The 24,673-nt window shown below is 47.8% G+C and carries 23 protein-coding genes and 1 pseudogene; 10 read left to right on the forward strand and 14 right to left on the reverse strand.

The features are described from left to right. The first annotated feature begins 4 nt into the window (after positions 1–4). The 9 genes from GN111_RS25960 to GN111_RS26000 all read left to right on the forward strand — a co-directional run bounded on the left by GN111_RS25960 (position 5) and on the right by GN111_RS26000 (position 9,320). Entirely contained in the window at positions 5–862 is an 858-nt protein-coding gene (locus GN111_RS25960; RefSeq protein ID WP_155306542.1) for an amidohydrolase family protein, read from the forward strand. An 89-nt stretch (positions 863–951) separates the two neighbouring features. Then, complete coding sequence (locus GN111_RS25965) at positions 952–1,716, forward strand: enoyl-CoA hydratase/isomerase family protein (RefSeq protein ID WP_155306543.1); 765 nt, start codon at positions 952–954, stop codon at positions 1,714–1,716. A 3-nt stretch (positions 1,717–1,719) separates the two neighbouring features. Beyond that, positions 1,720–2,616 (forward strand): amidohydrolase family protein, encoded by an 897-nt coding sequence (locus tag GN111_RS25970; RefSeq protein ID WP_155306544.1) that lies wholly within the window; start codon positions 1,720–1,722, stop codon positions 2,614–2,616. Between the two features lie 43 nt (positions 2,617–2,659). Then, positions 2,660–3,262 (forward strand): cysteine hydrolase family protein, encoded by a 603-nt coding sequence (locus tag GN111_RS25975; RefSeq protein ID WP_155306545.1) that lies wholly within the window; start codon positions 2,660–2,662, stop codon positions 3,260–3,262. A gap of 62 nt (positions 3,263–3,324) precedes the next feature. Beyond that, the gene (locus GN111_RS25980; RefSeq protein WP_155306546.1) at positions 3,325–4,185 is read left to right on the forward strand and encodes a 3-hydroxyacyl-CoA dehydrogenase NAD-binding domain-containing protein; all 861 of its coding nucleotides are present in this window, start codon (positions 3,325–3,327) and stop codon (positions 4,183–4,185) included. A gap of 59 nt (positions 4,186–4,244) precedes the next feature. Then, positions 4,245–5,780 (forward strand): class I adenylate-forming enzyme family protein, encoded by a 1,536-nt coding sequence (locus GN111_RS25985; RefSeq protein ID WP_155306547.1) that lies wholly within the window; start codon positions 4,245–4,247, stop codon positions 5,778–5,780. 213 nt (positions 5,781–5,993) lie between these two features. Next, a complete protein-coding gene (locus GN111_RS25990; RefSeq protein ID WP_170302469.1) occupies positions 5,994–6,950 on the forward strand; it encodes an IS1595 family transposase in 957 nt (318 codons plus the stop codon). 61 nt (positions 6,951–7,011) lie between these two features. Then, positions 7,012–8,280, forward strand: a complete 1,269-nt coding sequence (locus tag GN111_RS25995; RefSeq protein ID WP_155306549.1) for a thiolase C-terminal domain-containing protein — start codon at positions 7,012–7,014, stop codon at positions 8,278–8,280. Between the two features lie 119 nt (positions 8,281–8,399). Further along, a complete protein-coding gene (locus GN111_RS26000; protein ID WP_155306514.1) occupies positions 8,400–9,320 on the forward strand; it encodes an IS1595 family transposase in 921 nt (306 codons plus the stop codon). Between the two features lie 40 nt (positions 9,321–9,360). Here GN111_RS26000 and GN111_RS26005 read toward each other — a convergent pair. The 5 genes and pseudogenes from GN111_RS26005 to GN111_RS26025 all read right to left on the reverse strand — a co-directional run. Continuing rightward, a pseudogene (locus GN111_RS26005) lies at positions 9,361–9,738 on the reverse strand (transposase); the annotation flags it as partial. A 123-nt stretch (positions 9,739–9,861) separates the two neighbouring features. Next, entirely contained in the window at positions 9,862–10,620 is a 759-nt protein-coding gene (istB, locus tag GN111_RS26010; protein WP_155306512.1) for an IS21-like element helper ATPase IstB, read from the reverse strand. Next, entirely contained in the window at positions 10,614–12,179 is a 1,566-nt protein-coding gene (gene istA / locus GN111_RS26015; protein WP_155306511.1) for an IS21 family transposase, read from the reverse strand. Before istA ends, istB begins: the two co-directional genes overlap by 7 nt. A gap of 127 nt (positions 12,180–12,306) precedes the next feature. Then, positions 12,307–12,837: an IS3 family transposase gene (locus GN111_RS26020; protein WP_155306550.1), complete on the reverse strand. Its 531-nt coding sequence runs from the start codon at positions 12,835–12,837 to the stop codon at positions 12,307–12,309. A 20-nt stretch (positions 12,838–12,857) separates the two neighbouring features. Next, positions 12,858–13,208: a transposase gene (locus tag GN111_RS26025; protein ID WP_155306551.1), complete on the reverse strand. Its 351-nt coding sequence runs from the start codon at positions 13,206–13,208 to the stop codon at positions 12,858–12,860. Positions 13,209–13,290: 82 nt separating this feature from the next. Here GN111_RS26025 and GN111_RS26030 point away from each other — a divergent pair, with 82 nt between their 5' ends. Beyond that, positions 13,291–14,490 carry an IS4 family transposase gene (locus GN111_RS26030; RefSeq protein ID WP_155306539.1) on the forward strand — a complete coding sequence of 400 codons (1,200 nt, stop codon included), beginning with the start codon at positions 13,291–13,293 and terminating at the stop codon, positions 14,488–14,490. Between the two features lie 325 nt (positions 14,491–14,815). Here GN111_RS26030 and GN111_RS26035 read toward each other — a convergent pair whose 3' ends face one another. The 9 genes from GN111_RS26035 to GN111_RS26075 all read right to left on the reverse strand — a co-directional run bounded on the left by GN111_RS26035 (position 14,816) and on the right by GN111_RS26075 (position 24,477). After that, complete coding sequence (locus GN111_RS26035) at positions 14,816–16,186, reverse strand: MmgE/PrpD family protein (RefSeq protein ID WP_231715562.1); 1,371 nt, start codon at positions 16,184–16,186, stop codon at positions 14,816–14,818. A gap of 98 nt (positions 16,187–16,284) precedes the next feature. Next, positions 16,285–16,746 carry a cyclic nucleotide-binding domain-containing protein gene (locus GN111_RS26040; RefSeq protein ID WP_155306552.1) on the reverse strand — a complete coding sequence of 154 codons (462 nt, stop codon included), beginning with the start codon at positions 16,744–16,746 and terminating at the stop codon, positions 16,285–16,287. Between the two features lie 61 nt (positions 16,747–16,807). After that, complete coding sequence (locus tag GN111_RS26045; protein WP_155306553.1) at positions 16,808–17,380, reverse strand: DUF4125 family protein; 573 nt, start codon at positions 17,378–17,380, stop codon at positions 16,808–16,810. A 1-nt stretch (position 17,381) separates the two neighbouring features. Next, complete coding sequence (locus GN111_RS26050; protein WP_155306554.1) at positions 17,382–19,100, reverse strand: vWA domain-containing protein; 1,719 nt, start codon at positions 19,098–19,100, stop codon at positions 17,382–17,384. Between the two features lie 3 nt (positions 19,101–19,103). Further along, complete coding sequence (locus GN111_RS26055) at positions 19,104–19,991, reverse strand: AAA family ATPase (protein WP_155306555.1); 888 nt, start codon at positions 19,989–19,991, stop codon at positions 19,104–19,106. 177 nt (positions 19,992–20,168) lie between these two features. Then, positions 20,169–20,396: a benzylsuccinate synthase beta subunit family protein gene (locus tag GN111_RS26060; RefSeq protein WP_170302470.1), complete on the reverse strand. Its 228-nt coding sequence runs from the start codon at positions 20,394–20,396 to the stop codon at positions 20,169–20,171. A gap of 135 nt (positions 20,397–20,531) precedes the next feature. After that, positions 20,532–23,111 (reverse strand): pyruvate formate lyase family protein, encoded by a 2,580-nt coding sequence (locus tag GN111_RS26065; RefSeq protein WP_155306556.1) that lies wholly within the window; start codon positions 23,109–23,111, stop codon positions 20,532–20,534. 98 nt (positions 23,112–23,209) lie between these two features. After that, positions 23,210–23,443: a benzylsuccinate synthase gamma subunit family protein gene (locus GN111_RS26070; protein WP_331457682.1), complete on the reverse strand. Its 234-nt coding sequence runs from the start codon at positions 23,441–23,443 to the stop codon at positions 23,210–23,212. Positions 23,444–23,487: 44 nt separating this feature from the next. Further along, entirely contained in the window at positions 23,488–24,477 is a 990-nt protein-coding gene (locus tag GN111_RS26075; protein WP_155306557.1) for a glycyl-radical enzyme activating protein, read from the reverse strand. Between the last annotated feature and the right edge of the window lie 196 nt (positions 24,478–24,673).

Raw genomic sequence — 24,673 nt, forward strand, 5'->3', positions numbered from 1 at the left:
GGGGATGATGATTATAGACGCTCACACACATATCATGCCCCAACGCAGGCTTAATGGGCTATCTTATTGGCTTGGAAAGGTATTTGCTGATCACCCCATGGCCGGCCAGTGTTTTACAGAGGATACGATTGTTGAGGATCTATCTCGTAAAGGTACTGATTACATATTTAATTACGTTTTTTCGTTAAGAGAAAGCGAAACAGAGGAGTTAAATCTCTTCAATAAGTATTTGAGCGAAAAGTTTGCTTCCGTTATTCCCTTTGGTTGCATACATGCTGAAAATAGGAATATACAAGCGATCATTGATTTATGCATTAAAACATTTGGCTTTAGGGGATTCAAACTGCATCCATACGTTCAGGGATTTTCTCCTGATGATGAAAGGTTATTTCCAGCGTATGAAAGAATGGAGGAGCTCGGTGTGATGGTGAATATTCACACCGGATTCGATGAGTATTATCCCCAAAAGGAAAAAACCATTACCCTTTCCATGATCGAAGGTCTGATCTGCAGATTTCCCTCACTTGATTTCATTTTATCCCATATGTTTTACCCGAGACTGGATGAAGCCGTATACTTGGTGGAAAATTTTAATAACGTGATTTTGGATACGACCAATGTATTTTCCGCAATTATCCAGGATGAAGAAAAAGGTTTAACGATGGATAAGGAAAGGGAACTCCTTTCAGGAGCTTTGAAAAAATGGAGCCAACGGATGGTGTTCGGTACTGATTATCCTGCAGGAATGAGCACCCTTGACGGTATTTACAGAGATCTATGTGCATTCGGTTTAAGCAAGAATGTGAAACAGGATATATTGTGCAGTACGGCCGAAAACCTTGTCAAAGGAAAAAACGTTTGACAAGGAATAATGCAATCTGAACAAAAAAGGCAAAGATGTTGGCTTGAATAATCGGCATATTATAAAAAGCTGGACAAAGGAGAGTAAATATGGATCATCAGTATATACGGGCAGGCCTGGATGACGGAATCGCTACAATCATACTTCACCGCAAACCACTAAATGTCCTAAATATTGCCATGATGGAAGAGATAAATGTGGCTTTGAAAGCGTTCATGGAAAGTAAGGTCAAACTCTTAGTTTTCAGGGCGGAGGGAAAGGCCTTCAGCGCCGGTGTGGAAGTCTCGGAGCATATGGGGGGGCAGGCTGAAAGGATGATTGAGGTTTTCCATGGCATGTTTCGGCTCATGGATAAGCTGAGTGTGCCATCTATTGCCGTTATAAACGGTATGGCTTTGGGTGGCGGGTGCGAGTTGGCGATTTATTGCGATATGGCCATTGCTTCTGAAAAGGCCACGATTGGTCAACCCGAAATTCAAGTCGGCGTCTTTCCGCCTATTGCCGCTCTGGTTATGCCGCATATCATGGGCAGGAAAAAGGCAATGGAGTTGTTGCTGTCAGGTGATATTATATCTGCGCGGGAGGCAATGGAACTGGGGCTGATAAACAAAGTTGTGGATCATAAAGAGCTGGAAGCTGAAGCTGCGGCCTTTATAAAGAAATTTGCGAAAAACAGCGGTATCGTTCTCAAATTTACCCGCTCAGCACTTATGGAAAGAACCATCGAAAAACAAGGGAAAGATTTGGTATCCATCGAAGATATATATTTCAACAAACTAATGAAAACCCACGACGCAAATGAGGGCCTCCGGGCTTTCATCGACAAAAGAAAGCCGAAGTGGGAAGACAAATAAAAAATGATGATTTATGACGCTCACATTCATTTTCTCTTTAAATGCGCTTCCTCTAAACTGAAATGTAAATTCGCATACCTAAATGAAATAGGTGTCGGGGGTTTTGATGCTTTGATCATTCCCGAATATCCTGCCGTACTAAAGACCGTTCGTCACATGGTCCCTGAAATCTATCATAAGGAGGTGGATCTGGAAATCCTTCACAGACAGAAGGACAGTATCCATATATTAAAAAAAGAAAAGGGTACTGCGATCGTACCATTTCTAGATGCCCGGTATATTGAAACGGATATTGAGAGAAAGTTCAGGATGTATCATGAACAGGGTTTCAGGGGGCTGAAGTTGCTATATGTCCCGGAAGAAGACAAGGTGTCGAAATTCGGCGGTATGGAAAATGCCTTCGGAAGATCCCTTGCCCAATCGGAAAAGGTCACCTCAATGCTTGTCGATTGCGCCTCTTATTATGGTATGCCGGTTTTAATGCATGTTGATTTAAGACGGTATGCTGAATTCACTGAGAACCTGCTGAAAAACCATCCTCGAACTAGTTTTAATATCGCCCATTTTGGTTTTTCCAGGAGGAAAATCGCTCCATTGCTGGATCGGTATCCGAATTGCTACACCGATATGGCTTCGCTGGTGCCTTATATCAAAAAACAACCATCGGCATACCTGGATTTTGTAAAACACTACCGGGAGCGGATTCTCTACGGCAGCGATGGTTTAATCGGCCGTCCTGAAATCATTCTAAAGACATCAAGATTTGTTATCGGCTGGTTGAATGGCATGGGAATATCTGGAAAAATATTTTATGAAAATTATATGGATTACCATAAAAAGAACACTGAACCATATCCAGTTGCGGCTCGCTCACCATTAAAGGGGAAAAAGTCCAATTAAGTCATTTGATGAACAGGATAGTGATATGTGAAAAGGAATGGGTATGAATGATCCAGGAAATGAAAAACCGGCGCTTTTAATTATCGACATGGTTAAAGATACATTTAAGGAAGCTGGAAAGCTTCCCATAACCCCGTTGGCAGAACGGCTCATCTATCCTATTAACCGACTTATCGGTGGCTTCCGGGTAAATAACTGGCCCATTGTTTTTTCCACGGATGCATTCAATGAAGATGATTTTATTTTTAAGGCGAAAATGAAGCCCCATTCGTTGGCAGGAACAAAAGGGGCGGAAGTGATTGATGAATTGGATCGTAAGGAAGATGATCTTTGGTTGCCAAAGCCGCGGTTTTCCGCTTTTTTTAAAACCGGGCTTGAACATTGGCTTCGTGATAGGGAGGTGACACTCTGTGCGGTCACCGGCATTGCAACCAATTTTTGCATATTGACGACCGCTCTTGACGCGGTTTGCCATGATTTTAAAACTGCTCTTGTAGAAGACTGCACCGCCGCTTCATCGGAAAAAATTCATCGCCGAACATTGGATAACTATCGCAGAAACCCGATATATCCTTTATTAAGAGTAACTGCATCCAAAGAACTGATGCGGGAATTAACCGGGAAAGGCGAGATTGAGTATGGATAACCTTGTCCCTGACGGGATAAGATATTTTTTAAGGTCATAGCTTATGAAAGGAGTCGGATGTTATGGAGATCAAAAATGTATGTATACTTGGTAGCGGGCTGATGGGAAGCGGAATTGCGCAGGTTTGCGCACAGGCCGGTTATTCCGTTGCCTTATATGATATTGAACAGCGATTTATTGATAATGGATTGAAAATTATCAATAAAAACTTAACCCGAAATGTGGAAAAGGGTAAGCTGTCCCAAAGTGAAGTCGATGATATTTTGGGCCGGATTGCTCCGACATTGGAATTAAAAGCTGCCGCCGGCAATGCGGATATCGTCGTTGAGGTGGTAATTGAAGTTATGGATGTTAAAAAAAAACTGTTTGTCGAACTCGACAACATTGTTCCGGGTCATTGCCTCTTTTTTACCAATACATCCGGTTTAAGTATCACTGAACTGGCTGCCATGACCCAAAGGCCTGATCGTTTTATCGGTACACATTTCTTTAATCCTGTTCCGGTTATGCGGCTTTTAGAGATCATCAAAGGCTACGAAACTTCAGATGAAACCCTAGAAATAGCCATGGAATGGGGCAAAAAGATCGGCAAGGAAGCGATAGTTGTAAACGAGGCTCCCGCTTTTGCGGTTAACCGCCTGCTATGCGTCATGCTGAATGAAGCGTTTTTTGCACTGGATGAGGGCGTTGCCACCGCTGAGGATATCGATAAGGGTATGAGTCTGGGTTGCAACCATCCAATCGGACCGTTGGGATTATCCGATCTTATCGGATTGGATACGTTACTCCATATTATGGAAGGGCTCAACAAAGAAATAGGTGATAAATACAGGCCGGCACCTCTTCTTAAGAAACTGGTAAGGGCGGGCCGTTTCGGCAGAAAGAGCGGGAAGGGTGTCTATGAGTATTCAAAGAAACAATGAAAAATCATGTGTATCCCGTGTATTGATTTCAATACGCTATTTCGTTATGAGGATCGAAAATGAAATGGAGCGTCGGCAAGATTATTAGCAAGTGGGCAATGCTGGCCCCTGAGCGTATTGCCCTCATATATGAAGGCACACCCATAACTTACCGTGCTTTGAACCGTGACGTAAACAAGGTTGCGCGTTTTTTCAAGAACAAAGGTCTTAAAAAGGGGGATCGCGTTGCGGTTGATCTGTTCAATTGCCCTGAATTTCTGGCCTGTTATTTTGCTGCGGCAAAGCTTGGGCTAATATTTGTTCCACTGAATTATCGACTTGTGCCGCGCGAACTGGAATACCAGATAAATAGGTGCGGTACGCGTCTACTTGTATTTCATGATAACGTCTTGCAGCACATTGAAAAGATCCGCTCTTCAGTATGTGTGGAAGATGATAAATTTATTTTCCTGAAAACCAACAATATTGAGCGCTCTGATTGTCCCGGCTGGGCCAATGACTATCACGACTGCATACAGAACCGTTCGGTTGCCGAACCAATACTTGAAGAGCCTGTAGATCTGGATGACCCACTTTTGATTCTTTATACATCCGGTGTTACCGGTAATCCAAAAGGGGCGGTAATATCTCATTGCCAAACATATTTTAAAAACTTTCAGATTATTAATTATACGGATATGAGACAGGATGATATGTTTCTATTCCAGTCTCCGCTTTGCCATTCAGCAGGCCTTTGCGCAGCAGCCACGCCCTGTTTTTGCCGGGGTGCTACTCTTCTAATGAGGATGAAATTTGATCCCGTGATTTTTTGCCGGGATATTGAAAAATACAGGGCGACAATAGTGTTCGGATTTACTACGATGTTCAGGTTTATACTTCAGGCGAAGATACTTGATAAAGTCGGTGTGAGCAGTGTCCGAATGCTGTTCGGCGGGGGTGAAAAAACATCCCTGAACATTCTGAAGGCATTCGAGCGAAAGGGACTCTACCTGCAGAGTGGATATGGCCAGACGGAAAATTCCGGCATGGTATTAAGACCACGGGAGTTGCTAAACCGAAAGCCGGATTCATGCGGGCTCCCCAATTTTTTCAGTGAAGTATGGGTACAAGGCCGAAATGGGAAGGAACTTCCCCCCGGGGAAGTTGGTGAATTAGTGGCCACAGGCCCGAATGTGATGAGCGGCTACTGGGATGCTCCCGAGGAGACAGAGAAAGCGATTGTTGACGGGGTGCTTTACACGGGCGATTTGGGATATAAGGATGAAGAGGGTTTCATCTACATTGTCGACCGTGCAAAAGATATGTACCGGAGTGGTGCGGAAAACGTCTACCCGGCGGAAGTTGAAAGCGTTTTATCCGATCACCCAAAGATTGAAAAGGTTGCGATTATCGGGGTTGCGGATGAGACATGGGGGGAGACGGGAAAGGCGTTCATTGTGTGTAATAAAGGTGAAACCATTACAAAGGAAGAAGTTGTCGAGTTTCTTTCCGGGAAGGTTGCCAAGTACAAAATACCCAGGCATATTGAACATATAGACGCGCTTCCTACAACACTAACCGGGAAAATTATAAAAAAGCGGTTAAAACAAATGTGATTGTGTGGAGTGCTATGGGAGAATGAGGAATCAACTTATAAAGACCATAGCGGAATGGTCAAGAAATCGAAAAGGCTTGGTTTTTGCATATTCAATTACCTGGTTATCCATAAAACTAAAGTGATGATTTTTACTTTTATTAGACCACCTGTGACCGCATCTGTCACAGGCTCAAGTTATACTGGCCTCATCCATAACCAAAGGAGGCCAATTATGACAGATTTTTTCATCGACGAAGACTTCCCCTGCAGCCAGGTCGAATTTGACAAACGGTTTAGTACCGAACAAGCTTGCCGAGACTACCTGATCGATATGAAATGGCCAGATGGTTTCAACTGCCCAAAGTGCGGGCATAAAGAATACTGGATCAGTGCAAAGGGTTTATACATATGCACTCGCTGCGAATCGCCCCATTCGCTGACAGCCGGTACCGTGATGCATGGAACCAAAAAACCATTGACCTACTGGTTCAAAGCTATGTGGTGGTTTACAACCCGAAAATCCGGGGTTAACGCTATCAATCTAAAGGACCTGCTGGGTTTGGGAAGCTATCAGACTGCTTGGTCCTGGCTGCACAAACTCAGGCGTTGTACGATACGACAGGGCCGTGAACGACTTTCAGGCACTGTTGAAGTTGACGAATTCGTTATCGGCGGTCAAAAGCCCGGCAAACGTGGCCGCGGTGCCGATGGCAAAACCATCGTGGTTGCGGCGGTTGAGAAAAAGGGCAAAAAACTTGGCCGTATCCGATTGCAAGTGGTGCCGGATTGCTCCGGCGATGTTTTAGATCAATTCGTATCCACCAACGTTGACCCTGGCAGCACAACGATCACCGATGGTTGGAAAGGCTACAACTTCCTTGATGACAGCAGCTACACGCACCATCCGATTGTGGCATCCCGAACCTCAGACAAGGACAGCGTCTTGCCGGGTGTTCATTTGGTGGCATCCTTAGTAAAACGATTAATCCTTGGTACTTTCCAGGGCCGGTTCGGACCCGAACATCTTCAGAGTTATTTGGACGAATATGTGTTTAGGTTTAACCGTCGAACATCCCGTAACATTGGGAAAAAGTTCATGCGAATGGCTCAACAGATAACCTCTTCGACCAAATCAACTTACAAACAAATCAGAGGCGGTACTACTCAATATTTTCTCTTGGCCAATTAAAACTTTGTCACTTTAGCTTTATGGATAACCAGGTTCAATTTTTTAAAGGAAAGGCGGTGTAATGAGTAAGGTAAGTATAATCGGTGTTTATAACACGAAGTTTGGTGCTTTTGTCAAAAAAGATAGAGAAACTGGTGAAATTACAGACACCAAATCATACTATGAACTTATCATAGAGTCGGGCGAGGGAGCCCTAAGGGATGCAGGCCTGGAGCCGAGAGATATAGACGGAATTTGGATCGGCTCCTGTTCACCGTCACTGTTTATAAATCAGGAGCACGTTGCACCTCTTGGAATAGAAATTGCCCCCGATGAATTCAGAATGATACCCACAACAAGGACGGAAGGCGCGTGCGCATCCTCTTCCATTGCATTGTACAATGCTATTTACGGGATTGAGTCAGGAAGATTCAATAAGGTTCTTGTCATCGGTGTTGAAAAGATGAATCTTTTAAGCACAAAAGAGATGACCCGCACCCTCGCATGCTCTTCGCACTGGCCGACGGAGGGGAGTCTTGGCGTTACATTTCCAGGACTGTTTGCAGAATATGCAAAAGGGTATCGTGAATATTATAGATTGACCGAGGAAGAAATGCAGAGGATGTTTGCATATATTTCAGCGCTTTGCTACAAAAACGCATTAAAGAATCCCCTTGCTCACTTCGGTAAGGGAAGTCCGCCCGACAAACTCGGGCTGACAAGCCCTGATGCTATTTTAACTCTTCCCGATGAAGGGAAAGGAAGCAACCCGATGATTGCGCCTCCACTTAGACTTCATGACTGCTCTCTTGTTACGGACGGAGCTGCTGCACTTGTGCTTACCACAACAGAAGAAGCCAAATCGGTGAGCAGCAGAGTGGTCGAAATTTCGGGCGTGGGCCAGGCCACCGAGAGGCTTGCCGAAAATGTAAGGCCAAATATGCATGAACTGATGGCTGCAAAAAAGGCGGTTAAAGATTCTTTTAGTGAAGCAGGAATAACCATTCAAGATGTCGATTTGGCGGAAGTTCATGATTGTTTTACCATAAACCAGATACTGTGCACAGAAGCGTTAGGCCTTTCGGAAGACGGCAGAGGGGGATGGGACTATATTGAAGGAAAATATACCGTAGAAGATGAATGCCCCGTAAACCTTTCAGGAGGGCTTAAAGCCAAAGGCCATCCAGTGGGTGCAACCGGCGCTTCCATGCATGCCCTTGTTTATAAACAGCTTGTCGGTGAACCCATCGGCCTGTCCCCCCAAAAAGGAGTTCCTGAAATCGGAGTGGTTTTAAATGTCGGAGGATCGGCTGTGACAAATTGTGCCACCACTCTTAAAAGGATTAAATAGTTAACCTGGTTATCCATAAAACTAAAGTGATGATTTTTACTTTTATTAGACCACCTGTGACCGCATCTGTCACAGGCTCAAGTTATACTGGCCTCATCCATAACCAAAGGAGGCCAATTATGACAGATTTTTTCATCGACGAAGACTTCCCCTGCAGCCAGGTCGAATTTGACAAACGGTTTAGTACCGAACAAGCTTGCCGAGACTACCTGATCGATATGAAATGGCCAGATGGTTTCAACTGCCCAAAGTGCGGGCATAAAGAATACTGGATCAGTGCAAAGGGTTTATACATATGCACTCGCTGCGAATCGCCCCATTCGCTGACAGCCGGTACCGTGATGCATGGAACCAAAAAACCATTGACCTACTGGTTCAAAGCTATGTGGTGGTTTACAACCCGAAAATCCGGGGTTAACGCTATCAATCTAAAGGACCTGCTGGGTTTGGGAAGCTATCAGACTGCTTGGTCCTGGCTGCACAAACTCAGGCGTTGTACGATACGACAGGGCCGTGAACGACTTTCAGGCACTGTTGAAGTTGACGAATTCGTTATCGGCGGTCAAAAGCCCGGCAAACGTGGCCGCGGTGCCGATGGCAAAACCATCGTGGTTGCGGCGGTTGAGAAAAAGGGCAAAAAACTTGGCCGTATCCGATTGCAAGTGGTGCCGGATTGCTCCGGCGATGTTTTAGATCAATTCGTATCCACCAACGTTGACCCTGGCAGCACAACGATCACCGATGGTTGGAAAGGCTACAACTTCCTTGATGACAGCAGCTACACGCACCATCCGATTGTGGCATCCCGAACCTCAGACAAGGACAGCGTCTTGCCGGGTGTTCATTTGGTGGCATCCTTAGTAAAACGATTAATCCTTGGTACTTTCCAGGGCCGGTTCGGACCCGAACATCTTCAGAGTTATTTGGACGAATATGTGTTTAGGTTTAACCGTCGAACATCCCGTAACATTGGGAAAAAGTTCATGCGAATGGCTCAACAGATAACCTCGGCGATGGACCCTAAAGGTTGGACAACCTGACGTATTGGATAAGCTCTGAGCCGATTCGTTAAGGGAGGCATCAGGCCGCCTCCGCGAATGGATAAGGTAGACCATAATAAACCTCATCCGGGGTTAGGTTGTCAAGTGTCTGGTGGAATCGCTCCCGGTTGTAAAAAGAGAACCAGCCGCGCAGCCCCTTCCGAAGATCGGCACCGTTGTTAAAAGAGCGGAGGTAGATATAGTTGTACTTCAGCGTCCACCATAGTCTTTCGATGAAGATGTTGTCCTGGGCACGACCTCTGCCGTCCATACTGATGGCAATGCCATGCTCCTTGAGTACGCCGGTAAAATCCTCACTGGTAAACTGGGAGCCCTGGTCGGTGTTGAAAATTTCCGGGGTCCCGTAGCGGCGGATCGCCTCTTCTAACGCCTCAACACAAAAGTCAGTTTCCATGGTGCGTATTCCGCTCAAACTGACCAGTCATTCCGGAGGAAAGTGACCACCCGTTCCGCTTTATTGTGACCAGTTGTTCCGCTGCAAACTGTCCACCTCATCGGAGCGAAGCGACGCCGGTTTTCCCTACCTTCCAGACTTGGCGGATTTCGTCAAGGACGAGCGGATTTTTCGCATGGATTCTCCTTTCAAATTTATCTTGTGGGCGTTGTGAACGAGGCGGTCCAAAATGGCATCGGCCAGGGTGGGATCGCCGATATGCTCGATCCAGTTTTCGACGGGAACCTGGGTGGCGATGATGGTGGAGGAGATCGACTGGCGATCCTCCAGCACCTCTAAAAGATCCCGACGTTCCGGGTCGGTCATCGGGGCGATACAAAAATCGTCGATGATCAGGACCTTGACCTTTGACAACTTGTTCATCAGTTTCGGATAGGAGCCATCGGCCCGGGCAATGGCAACTTCCTGGTAAAGTCGCGGTGCCCGCTTGTACATGGAGGCAAAGCCGTTGCGGCAGGTGCTGTTGGCGATAGCACAGGCCAGATAGGTTTTGCCGACACCGGTGGGCCCGAGGACGATCGCGTTCTGGGCTTTCTTGATCCAGTCGCTGCCGGAGAGCCTGACCACCAGGGATTTGTCCAGGGCGCGGGGCGTCTTGAAGTCGATATTCTCGATGCAGGCGCTGTCCCGGAGCCTGGCAGTTCTTAGCAGCCGGGTCATGCGCCGGTCCTCTTTAAAGGTCCATTGCCGGTCCACCAGCATGGCGAAGCGGTCTTCAAAACTCAGTTCATTCAGGTCCGGCTGCCCCAACTGCTCGGTAAAGGCGTTGGCCATGGCGGCCAGCTTCATATCGTGCAGCTTGTCCAGCGTCTGTTGCGTCAGCATGAGCGGTCCTCCTTCTGCCGGTAATAATGAGGTCCTCTGATATTGGGATGGACGGCAGCCGGGCGCCGATTTCCTGGTGTTGTCAGCGGCTGCCGGTCAAGCCCGTTCTTCAGGATCGATTCGACATTTTTAAACGTATAGGCGCCGATGGCCACCGCCCGTTCACAGGCCTTTTCAAGGCGCTGGGGGGTATAGCGTTTGCCCAGGCGCATCACCCCCAGACAAGATCGAAAGCCCTGTTCCGGATGCTGTTTACGCTCCATAATCTCCGTGACCACGCGCTGGGTGCATGGGCCGGTCTTCCCCGCCCAATGGATAATCCGTGAAGGGGTCCACTGCAGGTGTCGCTGGTGGGCCTTGGGCATGTGTTCGGCAAGGGTGGTGTGACCGTATTTGCGGTGGCTTCTGGCATGACTGGCGACCCGGCGGTTTTTATGGAAGATCGCGATGGTGGTGGCAGTCATGCTCACGTCGAGTTTCTTGCCCCGCAGCTGGTAAGGCACGCTGTAATAGTGCCGGTCCATCTCCACGTGATAATCGATATTGACGGTCGCTTTTTTCCATTGGGCGAACTCGTAGGGGTGGACAGGCAACGCGGCCAGCGCCGGACGGTCGATGGTTTCGAAAAGGTGCTCCCGGGAGACTTTCATTTTCTGCAAGGGGCGCTGATTGAATATAATCAACTTCTCACTTATCGCCTGATTGAGTTCTGCCAATGAGAAGAAACGGTGGTTCCTCAATGCCGCCAGTATCCAGCGTTCGACGATCAATACCGACGACTCCACCTTGGCCTTGTCTTTGGGTTTTCCGGGCCTTGCCGGAATGACCGTGATGCCATAGTGCCGGGCCAGGTCCAGGTAGGTGGGATTGACGTCGGGTTCGTAGCGGCACGGGTGGGTGACGCCGCTTTTCAGGTTGTCGGGCACCAGGATCTGGGGAACCCCGCCGAAGAACTCCAGGGCGCGGATGTGGGATTTGATCCAGTCGGGCAGTTTCTGGGAAGCCGTGGCTTCGGCATAACTGTAGTTGCTGGCCCCCAGGGTGGCGATGAAAACCTGGGCTTCCAAATCAACCTTGCCGGCATCCGGGTTATAGATGGGAACCGTCTGACCGGCATAATCGATGAAAGCCTTTTCCCCGGCGCGATGCTCCTGGCGCAGGCTGACATCCAATTGCTTGCGCCACTTTTGATACAGTTCGCAAAAATAGCTGTACTGGTATCCGTCGGGGTTGTTCTGTTTGTATTCGTACCACAGCAGCTGCAAGGTGACGTGCTTCTTTTTGAGTTCCTTGAACAGGTAATGCATGGGCGGCATGACCGACTTGTCAGATGCCGCCTGGGGGGCGTTGGCATAAAGGCGTTGTTCAAGACGGGCGTCATCGATGTCATCGGGAAGCGGCCAGGTGATCCCGGCCTGCCTGGCCATCTCCAGGTACTTTCCCACAGTGACGTGGGAGATGGCGCAGCTTTTGGCGATATTGCGGTTAGTCAGCTGGTGGTCGAATTTGAGCCTGAGCACTTCTTTGAGTTTTCGCATGGATAATCGGTCCTTTGCCATTGATCCTCCCCAAAATAGAAATGGGAAGGATTACCGAAAAAAGTTCGATTGATCCAGCGTCGGCTCACCCGATGAAGGTGGTCACAATGAAGCGGAATCGGTGGTCACAATGTTCCGGAATGGGTGGTCACAATCCAGCGGAATCGATGGACAGTTTGCAGCGGAATGAGTGGTCACAATGCGGCGGAATACGCACCATGGTGTTGGACAGCCGCCAGGAAAGCACCTTGCGGCTGTGCCAATCCATGATGGCGACCAGGTACATGAACCCACGGTTCATGGGGATATAGGTCAAATCTGTACACCACACCTGGTTCGGTCGTTCGATGGTCAGGTTCCTTAACAGGTATGGGTATACCTTATGCTCCGGATGCGGCCGGCTGGTTTTAGGCCGGGGATAAATAGCCTCCAGGCCCATCAGTCGCATCAGCCGTTGAACATGTTTTCGGTTGATTTTATAGCCCAGCCTGCGCAGATGGTTTCTCATCGACCGTGAGCCCCAGGTGGGCGTCTTCAGGTACTGTTCGTCGATGAGCCGCATCAACTCCAGGTCCTTAGCCTTAATCGGCTTGGGCCTGTAGTAATGCGAGGATCGTTGGATATTCAGCAGCCGACACTGCCTGGCAATGCTCAGGTTCGGCGCCTTGGGGTCCACCATCTGCTTCCGCTGCTTGCTGCTTAAAGACTGAGCTTTTTGGACAAAAAATCGTTTTCGACTTTCAGCTGTCCGATCTGCCGGAATAAATTATCAACCTGGGCTTCATTTTGTTTTCGTGACTTATGGCCTTTGTCGAAAATGTCAGGAGCGCTGTCAATCAGGGCCCGCCTCCAGTTGTTGATCATCGTTGGATGAATCCCAAACCGGGCAGCCAGTTCAGCAATAGGTTCATTGTTTTGCAGGGCCGCTAAGGCCACCTTGGCTTTGAACTGTGGAGAATAATTTCTGCGCTTCGTGCTCATGATCAGCTCCTTTAAATTTTGGCTGACTCCACTCTTGTCCAAAATAAGTTCTAAGCGGAAGTAGTTCACTGAGCACTTGAAAAAAAGCCCCCTTGTGAGGCATGGTTTAATCGCGACAAAAAACCGTTAGCCAAAACAAGGAGGCAGACCGATGGTACGACAGGCAAGTCTGTTCAGTCAACTGGTGGCTTTGTTTCATCGCGGACAATTTTTCAACCTGGTTTATCGTCATCAAGCCGAGCGGTATGCCAAAGGCTTCAGCAGCTGGGATCATTTCGTAGCCATGCTTTTCTGCCAACTTGCCCAAGCTAAGAGTTTACGCGAAATCTGCGGCGGGCTGTCCTGCTGCCTGGGAAAACTCCGTCACTTGGGCGTCAAAAAGGCTCCCAACAAATCCACCTTATCCTATGCCAATGCCCATCGCCCCTGGCAGTTGTACCGCGACCTGTTTTACCAGACCCTTGACACCTGCAAGATGGCGGGGCCGGGCAAACATCGCTTCCGTTTCAAAAACAAGCTCCTGTCGCTGGACAGTTCCACCATCTCGCTGTGCCTGTCCTTGTTTCCGTGGGCCAAGTTTCGCCGTACCAAAGGTGCCGTGAAACTCCATCTGCTGTTGGATCATGATGGATATCTGCCCACATACGCGTACATTTCCAACGGTAAGAAGCACGATGTCACCATCGCCCGCCAGGTCCCGCTGTCCCCTTACTCCATCGTGGCCATGGACCGGGGGTACAATGACTACCAGCTGTTTGCCTACTGGACGGAAAACCAGATCTTTTTCGTTACCCGCTTAAAGGACAACGCCGATTACACCGTCGTCGAGACACGCAGTGTGCCCTACAACCGCAATATTCTTGCCGATGAACTGATCCGGTTCAACGGCTACTATGCCCAGAAAAGATGCCCGCACCTCCTGCGTAAGGTGGTGGTCTGGGACAAGGAGCAGAATCGGGAGATCATCCTTTTGACCAACCACATGGATTTGGGCGCCACAACCATATCGGCCATCTACAAAGACCGCTGGCAGATCGAACTGTTTTTCAAGGCCCTCAAGCAGAATCTGAAAGTGAAAACCTTTGTCGGGACCACTGAGAATGCGCTGTTCATCCAGATTTGGACAGCATTGATCGCCATGCTGCTGATCAAGTATCTCAGCTTCAAGGCCAAATTCGGCTGGTCGCTGTCGAACCTGGTGGCCTTTCTCCGCTGGAATCTGTTTACTTACCGGGATTTATGGGGCTGGATTGATCACCCCTTCGATGTTTTTCCGATAAGGCCCGAGTCTGTCCAAAATCTACTTCCCTTCAAAGGTCTTGGACAGCATCAACTGAGAATGGGAACCTGATTCTGAATTTGACGGTTTTCAAATACTAAACGGTTGAAATGTCAAAGAGCGATTCCGGATTTCCGGATTATTTTGGACAGCAGTGGGCTGACTCAGAGCTTATCATACTGTCCAGTTTTTTGGGACCACCGCCCTCTTCGACCAAATCAACTTACAAACAAATCAGAGGCGGTACTACTCAATATTTTCTCTTGGCCAATTAAAACTTTGTCACTTTAGCTTTATGGATAACCAGGATAGATAAAATTCGGATGATATTCATGGGGCGATGGCAATGAACAACGGACATTTACAACTCGTGGGGAATATCCGGAACGTCTGGTTTTCATTTTAACGGATTGGCACATAACTCCATGAGTTCGCTGATTTCAGCCAGATCTTCAAGACCTTTAATTGCATAAAATATCTGTCTGGTGTTATCCCTTGACAGAACCGGATAGACCAATCCCTTGAATTTGTTTTTCATTTCCCCAAATGTCATGGGGTTTTCCGGAGACCCCTTGGGAACAGGTATCAATCTTTCAAAATTTCTGCCATCTGTTGCGGTGACTGTCACCTTTGTTTCAAAAAGTTTGAAATCGGGATTCAATTTTGTTTCAACCTTTTTTCTGAAATCGCATAACTGCGGATCATTCAATTTTTCCTCAGTAAACATATGCTGGCCAGCGGAACCGAAAATAAAGGCAAGGGCCGCACAGTGGTAAATGCTGAATTTCGCCTCCAATGGGCGTTTAGGTTCCCGGTTGTCTATCACGCTTAAGGGGAGTTCCCCGAGTTCGATCTCTATTTTATGAACGTCATCGGCGGTTAAGCGCTCCTTTTCTTTTATCTCTTTTATCGCTTCAATGGTGGAATGCGTAGCCAGGGCCGAGGCATAACGCTTGAAGGCCACATTGACAATCAGATAATCTGTGCCCAGGCCATACAGCAACTTGTTTTTGTCCGAATCCGGAGCAAAAACATGCGCAAATCCATACCGTCCTTCCAAAATCAAATCGGAACTGTCAAATCCCCTTTTTGCCAGGCAGGCCGCCATTACCCCGTCCATTGCGGCTTTTCCCGCGTGAAAGGGCTTGCACATCGTACCAAAGACCTGGCGCAATCCCGCAATCTGTGTGCCGGCAATTCCAACGGCATTTACGATTTCAGAAAAGTTCAGCTTCAGAAGTTTTGCAGCAGCCGCTGCCGCACCGAAACGACCGATGGTTGCCGTCGCATGCCAACCGCGTTGATAGTGTGATAACCCGGCAGCCGCGCCTATCCTCGCTGCGATTTCAAACCCGACCGCAAAGGCGGCAATAACATCTTTCCCGCTTGCTGCTGCATATTCTCCGGCAGCCATTACTGCGGGTGCGATGCAAACACTCGGATGGATTGAGGATCCGGTAAGCGTATCGTCAAAATCGAGTGCGTGTGACATGGAACCGTTGATCAGAGCGGCAAGCACAATATTTGTTCTGACTTGTCTGCCGATAATCGTTGCCTGTTCTTCTCCTCCCATTTCGCGGATAAAGTCGTAAAGAATCGTACTTATCTCTTCGGTCGACCCGCCCAATGTGACGCCCAACCAATCGAAAATACAAAACTTGACATACCTGATAACCTGGGGGGAAAGTTCGGAAAAAGATGTGTTGAAAATGAATCTTGAAAGTTGTCTCGATAGGGTGGTATCCATATTTGGGTGGTTCATGGCCATCCGATCCTCATCCCTTATTGAAACCAACGCTCAATGCAAGGCGTCTTTTGTTCGCCGTTGCGGGAGACAACGGGCTTTCCCGCAAGGCGCCATCCTCGTTATTGATCGGAGGACGGGTGTGTCACCGGATATGTTAACTTCCGGAGCCGTTTGATCGCGTTCTGAGCGATATTTCTCATGGCGTAAAATCCCATTTCGAAATCGCTGTAAAACAACTGATTCAGGGCATCGGTCGGTATGCGGACCAGCTTTAATGGTGTCAATGCCTTTGCCTCGGCCTGATATTTCCTTCGGGGGACGTTCATCAGCGCGGAGTAGCCGATGATCTCGCCGGGCCCGATGATTTCAGATTTAGCCCTGTTACCGGTGATGCCAGGTACTTCCAGGCTGACCATGCCTTCCATAATGACAAAGAGGTGAGAAGCTGTGCTTTTCTTTATCGTCACAGATTCTCCCGCATTGTACTCTTTGAATTCAGCTATGGATGATATTTTTTCGCGCATCGTAGAAGAAAAATCGCCAAAAATATCTATCTGGTTTAAAAAATCCGTTTCGATCATTTTAAGGTCCTTTATTATCGGCAATCAAGGGATCGGACAGCGGGGGTAACCCTTTTTCTCTTTATCGAATCTTCTGAAAATTGTTTTCAGCTTGGGCAAGATCGCTGTACCCACCCTTTTTCATCAATTCTAAGAGTGATTCCAAAGACAGATTTCGTCTTTTTTTCCATGCCTGTTTTACATGCCGGTAGTAGAGTTCTATTGTGTTGTTGCTGTAAGTTTCGAGTTCGCACTTCAGATAAACGGCGAAGTAGCTCCCGTCTTTGGAAGGGTCCATACTGCGCCCCAAACGGCTATATACAGCCGGATACAGATTTCGAATTTCCTCCTGCCATTCTGTTTCGATGAGGACAATTTCATCTATTAAAGGATTTAAATTCAAAGGCGGGATTAAATCGTCCATCCGAGTATACTTTAGGGTAAGAAGGTTGCGGCCTTTTGCAAAAGCAATTTTCAAATCCTTCAGGTAGGATCGCAGCATCCGGACCGACCATGTCTCAAAAATACTACTCCGGATCTTTTGGAATTTATCCGGTGATGTCTGACAGGAAGCGGGTGTGGCACTTTTCACCTTTTGGAACATGGCCCATTCAATTTCCAATATCTTGTTTATGGTATCTCCGGATTCACCCATATCAATTCCACCGGGCATGATTGAGCAGGGACCTGAAGAAATGCGGCAGGTGGTGAACATTATCGACAAACTGGACCAACTTTCCGTATTCCTTCCTTAACGAACGCTTATCATCGGGACCGCATCCGATGCCTATCGTCAGGAGGTGAATCTTTTTTCTGATGCAGAATTTCAGTGCTTCGTTCACACCGCAACCCCAATTGGATGCACCATCGGTGATATGGATAATAAGTGGTTTCTTACGGGTTTTTTTTAATCTGGTCCCTGTAGCGATAATGGCTTCCCCTGAGGCTGTTTTCCCATGAGGCAAAACCGTATAAAACCTGCCGTCCGTGTAAAGTTCGGTAAGCAGGCATCGGTCCCGGACTTCGTTGTAGGCGAATATCCGGGCATTTTTATTAAATGTTTTAGCTACCGAAAATAACGTCTGGTGTATTGTTTCAGTTTGATCCCATTTTGTCGGCTCAGCCATGGAGCCTGACGCGTCCACCAATAATACGATATCGTTTGCTAGTTCAAATTGATTTTTTTTAAGCTGAAATACCGTACCGGTTGTTGCGGCCCTGTAGAGTTTTCTGCGGTCGATTTTGCCGGCCTTCAATCCCCGATTGTGAATTGTTTTCCTCTGGGCAGCGGTTTTGATAATCATCTTTAGGCGTTGAAGGAGTTTTTTGTCTACTTTATCCCTTGCCTGCAGAACAATATCGCTGCCCTCAACGGTTACAACCTCGTCGGTCTTTTTTACGTTCGACCGGACGGTTTCCGTGAAATCCGAATTTTTTTTCCTAATCGCCTTTTCGATCAGATCCTGAAAACTATGAATGACGCTGTTGGCCTCCTGCCCATTGTCATCGGCGTCGCACTCCTCAATATCCTGCCGGGATTCAGGAGACTGGCGAAGCATATCCGCACGATCCATGGGCCAGAAACGGATCATTTCGAACAAATTCGGCCAAATCGATGCATAGAGATCCAGGCGGAATTGCCCGCGCTCGGTGACACCGTTGATTTTGGGGCAGTCTTTTATAAGCCGGTCAGCAATGGAGTTCAACAAGTTCAGGGGTTCTTTGTAAAAGGTTTCAAGTGACACTCCCCGGATCGAAGCTCCAACGGACGTGTCTTTATATTCATCCCTATATTTTGTTCCGCTTCTATCGGCTGCGATCGCCCACCATATGTAGAGAAGCTCGACAAGTGTCGGCGGCTGCCAGAATTCTTTGGATTTTTCGGATATTTCCCATTCCCGCGCTTTTTCGGCATAGCGCCCCAGCACGCTCCGGTTCGCGATGGCATCTACATACACTTTTTCGCAGGTATCGAAAAACAGATCGAAAAACTCGATCTTTGCATGTGTAGTCGATTCCTGAAACCGCAATCCTGCCAACTGCTTGAATCTCTCACTCCATTCGGTTTTTATATAAGCGCTCCGGACGGCTTGGCCCACTATAATGTCGGTTTTATAAGCGGGCAGGGGGTATCTGCCTAAGATAGGTCCGGCATCAATTCCGATCCCATCCTCATAATTCATACCGGCCCAATAGATATTGCCTACGTTCGGTCCGATATAGGAAGCAATCTTTCTTATGGCTACCAGTACTTTTGCAAGTTCGAGCGCCTCAACGGGGGATTTGTCCCTTCTCCAGAAAGAGGAATACCCGCCCTCCCGTGCAAATCGGAATCTATCTATAACGTCCCTTATATCTGAACAAGTTGGGGCCATGATCTATTTGCCTTGCTGTTTTTCCGAAACCATTTTTTTTGTAAAGCGTAAGTAATCGAAAGTGTCTTCCGACAAATAGCCTTTTCCCAAATGTAGGGCAAGAAGGATCGATTCGAGCATTTCCGGATTGGTCTGGAGGCTTGCCGCAACCGCCTGTCTCAAACTTGCTCCAGCGGCTACCATTTCCCCGATCATCAGGGACGTTCGGGTCGATACTTCCAGCTGGAATTCCGAGTTGCTTCTCAACACGTTGACGACATCAATGATTTTGTCGGCCTGGTTTTCGGTTATGTCCGTCTTGCGAAGTAAAACTTCCCTTTCGACGTCATTGGGGATATAATCCATAAGGATGATGTAAAAACGGTCCCGCAGCGCCGGATCGAGCAATTCTGTTCCGACAAATTCCTCTCCTTCATTGAGTGTTGCAAAAAAGACAACACCCTCGGCCACCTCTAAAAGACCCAGCTCATCCATGTATACTTGCCTGTCATCCGACAGGATGGAAAAGAGCATATTGAGCGCTTTAGGATGTTCCGGCCTGTTAATTTCCTCTAAATGGATCACACAATTGGGGGTTTGCAGTGCTTGGGGAAAGAGAAATTGTTTATATTCCGTTTCTCCTTCCCGCAAAACATATTCACCAAAAAGCTGTCCCGGCTCGGAAAGAATACCAACCTGAAACGTGCCCAACGGTTTGTTGAAGGCAGCGGCATATTGTTTCACAAGAGACGATTTGCCGCAGCCCTGTCTTCCTGTTACCAGAACATTGACAGGATGTTTTTTGGAAATTTGGTGGATTTTTTTCAGAATATCCAATGTTTCATTATTGATGTAAAAAAACGGATCTTCATTTGGAACTGCCAGGTGGGTGATATTTGATTTCATGTTCATTGTTTCAACCATAGATAGAAGGGAAATAATTGCCGTAAACCGGGGGAAACCCTGCACGGTGTCCTTCGGAACGGATAGTGTGGTCCCTGGCGGCTCATAGCCGCCAGGGACAGGAATGTAATCGCGGTGCGGGAGGCATCGAGATTATGATAATGATACAGATACGAGTGGAATCAGTTACACATGATCACGGAAACTGAGTTCACCTTCATCATATTTCGGACAGGTCATATTATAACGGTCGTTTATCATTCGTTGCCAAATGGCGCCTTCATTGGTACGTGATACCGTGCATTGCCCCCTTGAGGGGTCGGTTGGATTGGCTATCTGCCATTTACATTTTACACACGGCTTTTTTGTTCCCTCTTCCAGACGCATTGCGATAGGGGATTTTGGGAATTCCATAAACGATCTCTCCTTTCTTTCGGCCTACAGCCGATTTGAACCTGCAGCCGTGTGCCGCGTCGCCCATCTTAGCTCCGGTTCTTTTGCATGGGTTGCCGTCCGGCTGCGAGCAAACGGCTGCTGTTTTTATACGGGTTAATTATCGGCAAATTCAACACCCAATTCGTCAAAGTCGTAGGGGCCGAAGGTCTGCTCGTTTCGGGCGATGATTGTATTTTGACCGTAGGTGGAAACATCCACAAACCGTGCGCTGAAACCAGCGACCCGTACGATCAGATCTCCGTGTTTTTCAGGCTCTTTCTGCGCGGCTCTCATTTCTTCCGTACTGACGCAATTGAACTGGACATGATCACACTTCAGATCGCACCATGTTTTCATGTAGGCATGCCAGATATCGAAACCATGTGTACTTCTCATCAACGGAACCGATAGACGCTGATTGAGCAAGTTAAACTTTTGGGTTTCTGAATCAACTTTGGATACGGACTTGATAACCGCAGTGGGTCCCTTTGTATCCGTGCCCGCCATGGGTGAAATACCGCCGTCATCGCATGCCTCGCCGCCGTATCTTCCGTCGGGCGTCGGGCCGGTGCGGGCACCGATGAACAGATAGGCGCCAACGGCCTGGCCGCCCGGCATGGGATGGGCACCGGAATAGTTGGTGATTTCTTTGAATTTTCCGGCGAAAATCTCCTCGTATACCCGTTTTACTATTTCATCCGCATAATCATCGTCATTGCCCCATTTCGGCGCATCCTTGAAGTCTTTATGCATCTCCTCATAACCTTCCCAGTTTGCGTGCAGGGCTTCGATCAATTCGTCCATGGTGTATTTCTTGTCGTCATAGATCAATTTTTTGCATGCGATGAGAGAGTTGCAGGCAACGATATTGGTCATGCAGTTGTGCCAGGGATTGGCGAGTTCGCTCAAGACCATGGCATCGACGCCCTTTTCCATACACCCGTCATCAAGGCTGGATACGAAAGGCAACTGGCAGTAATGGCCCTGAAAATGGCGGGTGACGTCCTTGGCTCTCCATACCAGATCCGAGCAATAACCAAACTGAGTTTTAAACGCCTCAAAAAGTTCTTCAAAAGTCTGAAACTCTCTCGGGTCTCCCGTTTTGGGTCCCAGCTGCATGTCCGAATGTGACCAGTCATACCCGTCGCTGAGCGTAATCTCAAACATCTTGGCGGGCAACAGGGATCCGCCGCCCTCGGTTCTGGCCTTTTGGGTCTTTCTGCGCCCGACATGTCCCGGAGACATGCAGAGCTGGAGGGCCCAGTCCCTGGCTTCCTCCAGAGTGGCACCGAAATTTTTCTGAAGTTGCTCTATGGCAATTTCATCGTTCTTTATGGACGGATAGCCCAGTCCGTCCCGCACGCATTCAAACACCTTCCGCTTGGTTTTTTCCCTGCCGATTTTGTTCCACCGAAATCCTATGGAAGGTTCCGTCGTACGGATGTTTTTGGCGGCATCCAAGATTGCGTCGGTCATGTCGTTGCATCCATCCGTGCCATCAACATTCACCCCACCGAGGGTCAGAATGAAAAGGTCGTTCGACCCCGGAAAGGCCTCTCTGTAAGCCCGGTTTTTACCGCAACCATGCTCGGAGACCTTCAACCTTTCACACTCAACGAGTTCAACCGCATCTTCGTATGTCATGGGTTGGAAGGATTTGTCGATCACACTCGTTTTGTAATAGGGGTACAGGAGCTTATCCTCTTTATGGGCGTATCCGCTGGCATAATTTTCCAGTGAATGGCTTATCAGGTAGGTAAACCATTTTGCCTGCATGGCGTCTCTCAATCCTTTCGCCGGTTCAGCGGGCATACGGTGGCAGATGCCGGCGATCTCAATCAGTTCTTCTTGACGCTTGGGATCGGTCTCAAAATTCTCGGCTACGATCTTACAGAGCCGACCGTGCCTTCTGGCCCATGAGATCACAGCCTTGTCTGCGATGATCATTGCGTCCCAATTGTCGATTTTTTCCATTAGTGGAAGCCGTTGTGGCGCGTTCCAGGCGGGCGACTGCATTTCATTCATTGCATTTTGCTTGTTTTGTTCCGCAATTTCAATTCGTTTGAGCAAGCCGTCTTCGAGAACGGTCTCGTAAGGCGGGCATACGCTGTTGTAGGCATTGGCGAAAGCCGGCGGTTCCATGGTGGTAAATTGGTACATCTGCAACAACTCTTCCTGGGTAAAATAGCGTTGACCCAACGCCTGAATGCTGTGGTCTTTCCAATATTCGTTGTATTCAATGGCTTCTTCCTTTTCTTCGGGACAGTTTCGGCTTTGGATATAATCCGCTACGGTCATGTATGATGTCTCGGGATACAGCGGGATTTTATCCGGATGCTCCGCGTTGAAGCCGACAATGAATTCATCCTCTTGAAGCACCAGTGTGCACTTGTTCAGAAGGTTTGCCAGCGCATGCGCCCTACGGATTGCGTTGGGCATCCCCACGGTTTGCTTGTGGGACTCGGTAAAGTAGCGCATCCGTTCAATACCAGCTTTAAGATTCGGATCGACAAATTCACCGGCGGCTGTATGTTTGAAGCGGCACCGAGCCTTTAATCGCTTCGTCCTCTCAGTGCTGGGCCGACTGAGCGTTTCGCACAACTCTTCCGTAGGAACGTTTAGTTCTTCCGGATATTCGGGCGGGAATTCAATTACTTTCCCCTTGTATTCAATTGCTTCTGCAACTCTTGCCATGGTATGTGCCTCCTTTTGGTTATTCGGGATATCAGTATTAAACTAAGGTGTTGGAAAGCCAAACTTCAAGGCTTCTCTCCAGCCTGACGATTGATCCATTATCCTCTTTGTGAATAGCTTTTGCACGCCTCGCCGGCCCCATACACAGGTTTTGAAAGCCAAAACTTCCCCTTTTCGTCTTTGTGTTCAGTAACGCAGTCACCCTTATCGGGCTCATAATCGTCGGCATCATTCGGAACAGCAAAAAATTGGGAACATTTTTTACACGTAGCCATAATTTCCTCCTCTAATTTAAATACGGTTTGGTAAATAATTGATCGGAATTCACGCATTTTAAGATGCCTCCCGTGTGATACGGCGGCATTCGATTAAGAATTTAGAGCACCACCTCCTTTTTAAATGATTTTTTATGTCCATCACCACCGATACCGACCAATCCGCCAACAGTAAGATTTGGAACTCCCGTTTTCTTTAAGCTGTTGATCAGAGGCCACAGATCCTTCCCGGGAATTTGCCCAATATCCTTAAATTTGTAGGTATCATAACTATTAAGAGCCGAATATTTCGCTTCTCCATATACATGATAGGGCAGAACATCTATTCCTGTGAGATTTTTTGCAAACTTTCCCAGATATGATACGTAAGCCTCAAAATCTTCCGTGGAATTGTTAAACCCTGGAATGATCGGCAAGTGGATTCGGATGTTTGCGTTGGATTTTATTAGGGTTTCAATGTTTTGCAAGATAGGTTTCAGCTGCCATCCGAGGACGTCTTTATGTTTTTGGGGATTCAGTGATTTGATGTCCACAAGAAATAAATCGACATACGGCAACAGCGGTTCGATTTTTTCCCATTTCTGAAAGCAGCTTGTTTCGAGGCCGACGTGGATCTTTTCAGCCTTTAACCGCTTTGTTATTTCAAGGGTGAACTCCGGAAAAAGCAATGGGTCGCCACCACTGAGGGTAACTCCGCCCCCGCTGTTTTTAAAAAAAGGCAAATCGGCCGCGGCTTCCTTGATAATTGCATCCATCGGCAGGTCTTTCCCGACCGTGACTCTGGCACCGGGTATACATGCGTCAACACATTTAAGGCATCTGTTACATTTAGACCGGTCAAGTTTCAAGACAGGTTCATTCTGAGGACCGGTTATCATGACCGATGCCCCTGTCGGGCACACCTCGACGCACCGGCCACAGCTAACGCACTTGTCGGCATAGAAATAAAACTCTTTTTCGCGATTCTGGGTTTCCGGGTTGTGGCACCACGGACAGTGCAACGGACAACCCTTGACGAATATCGTAGTCCGGATGCCCGGGCCATCTTGCAGGGAGAATCGTTGAATTTCCGTTATGAGGGGAGTTTGCATGGAAATCACCGTGACGAGACAATCCTGAAGACTATATGAGGCCACATAAACCAATAAAACTGAATTATATTCTAGTCCTATAAGGCTGGCGCTGTCAAGCAAAATTTTGTTGAAATAAATTGACCAATTTAAATGAAATTCGTTCAATTTATAGTGATTAACTGGAATGTAATTTAGTAACCATAGAATATATTGC

The organism is Desulfosarcina widdelii (assembly GCF_009688965.1).
Classification (GTDB): Bacteria; Desulfobacterota; Desulfobacteria; order Desulfobacterales; family Desulfosarcinaceae; genus Desulfosarcina; species Desulfosarcina widdelii.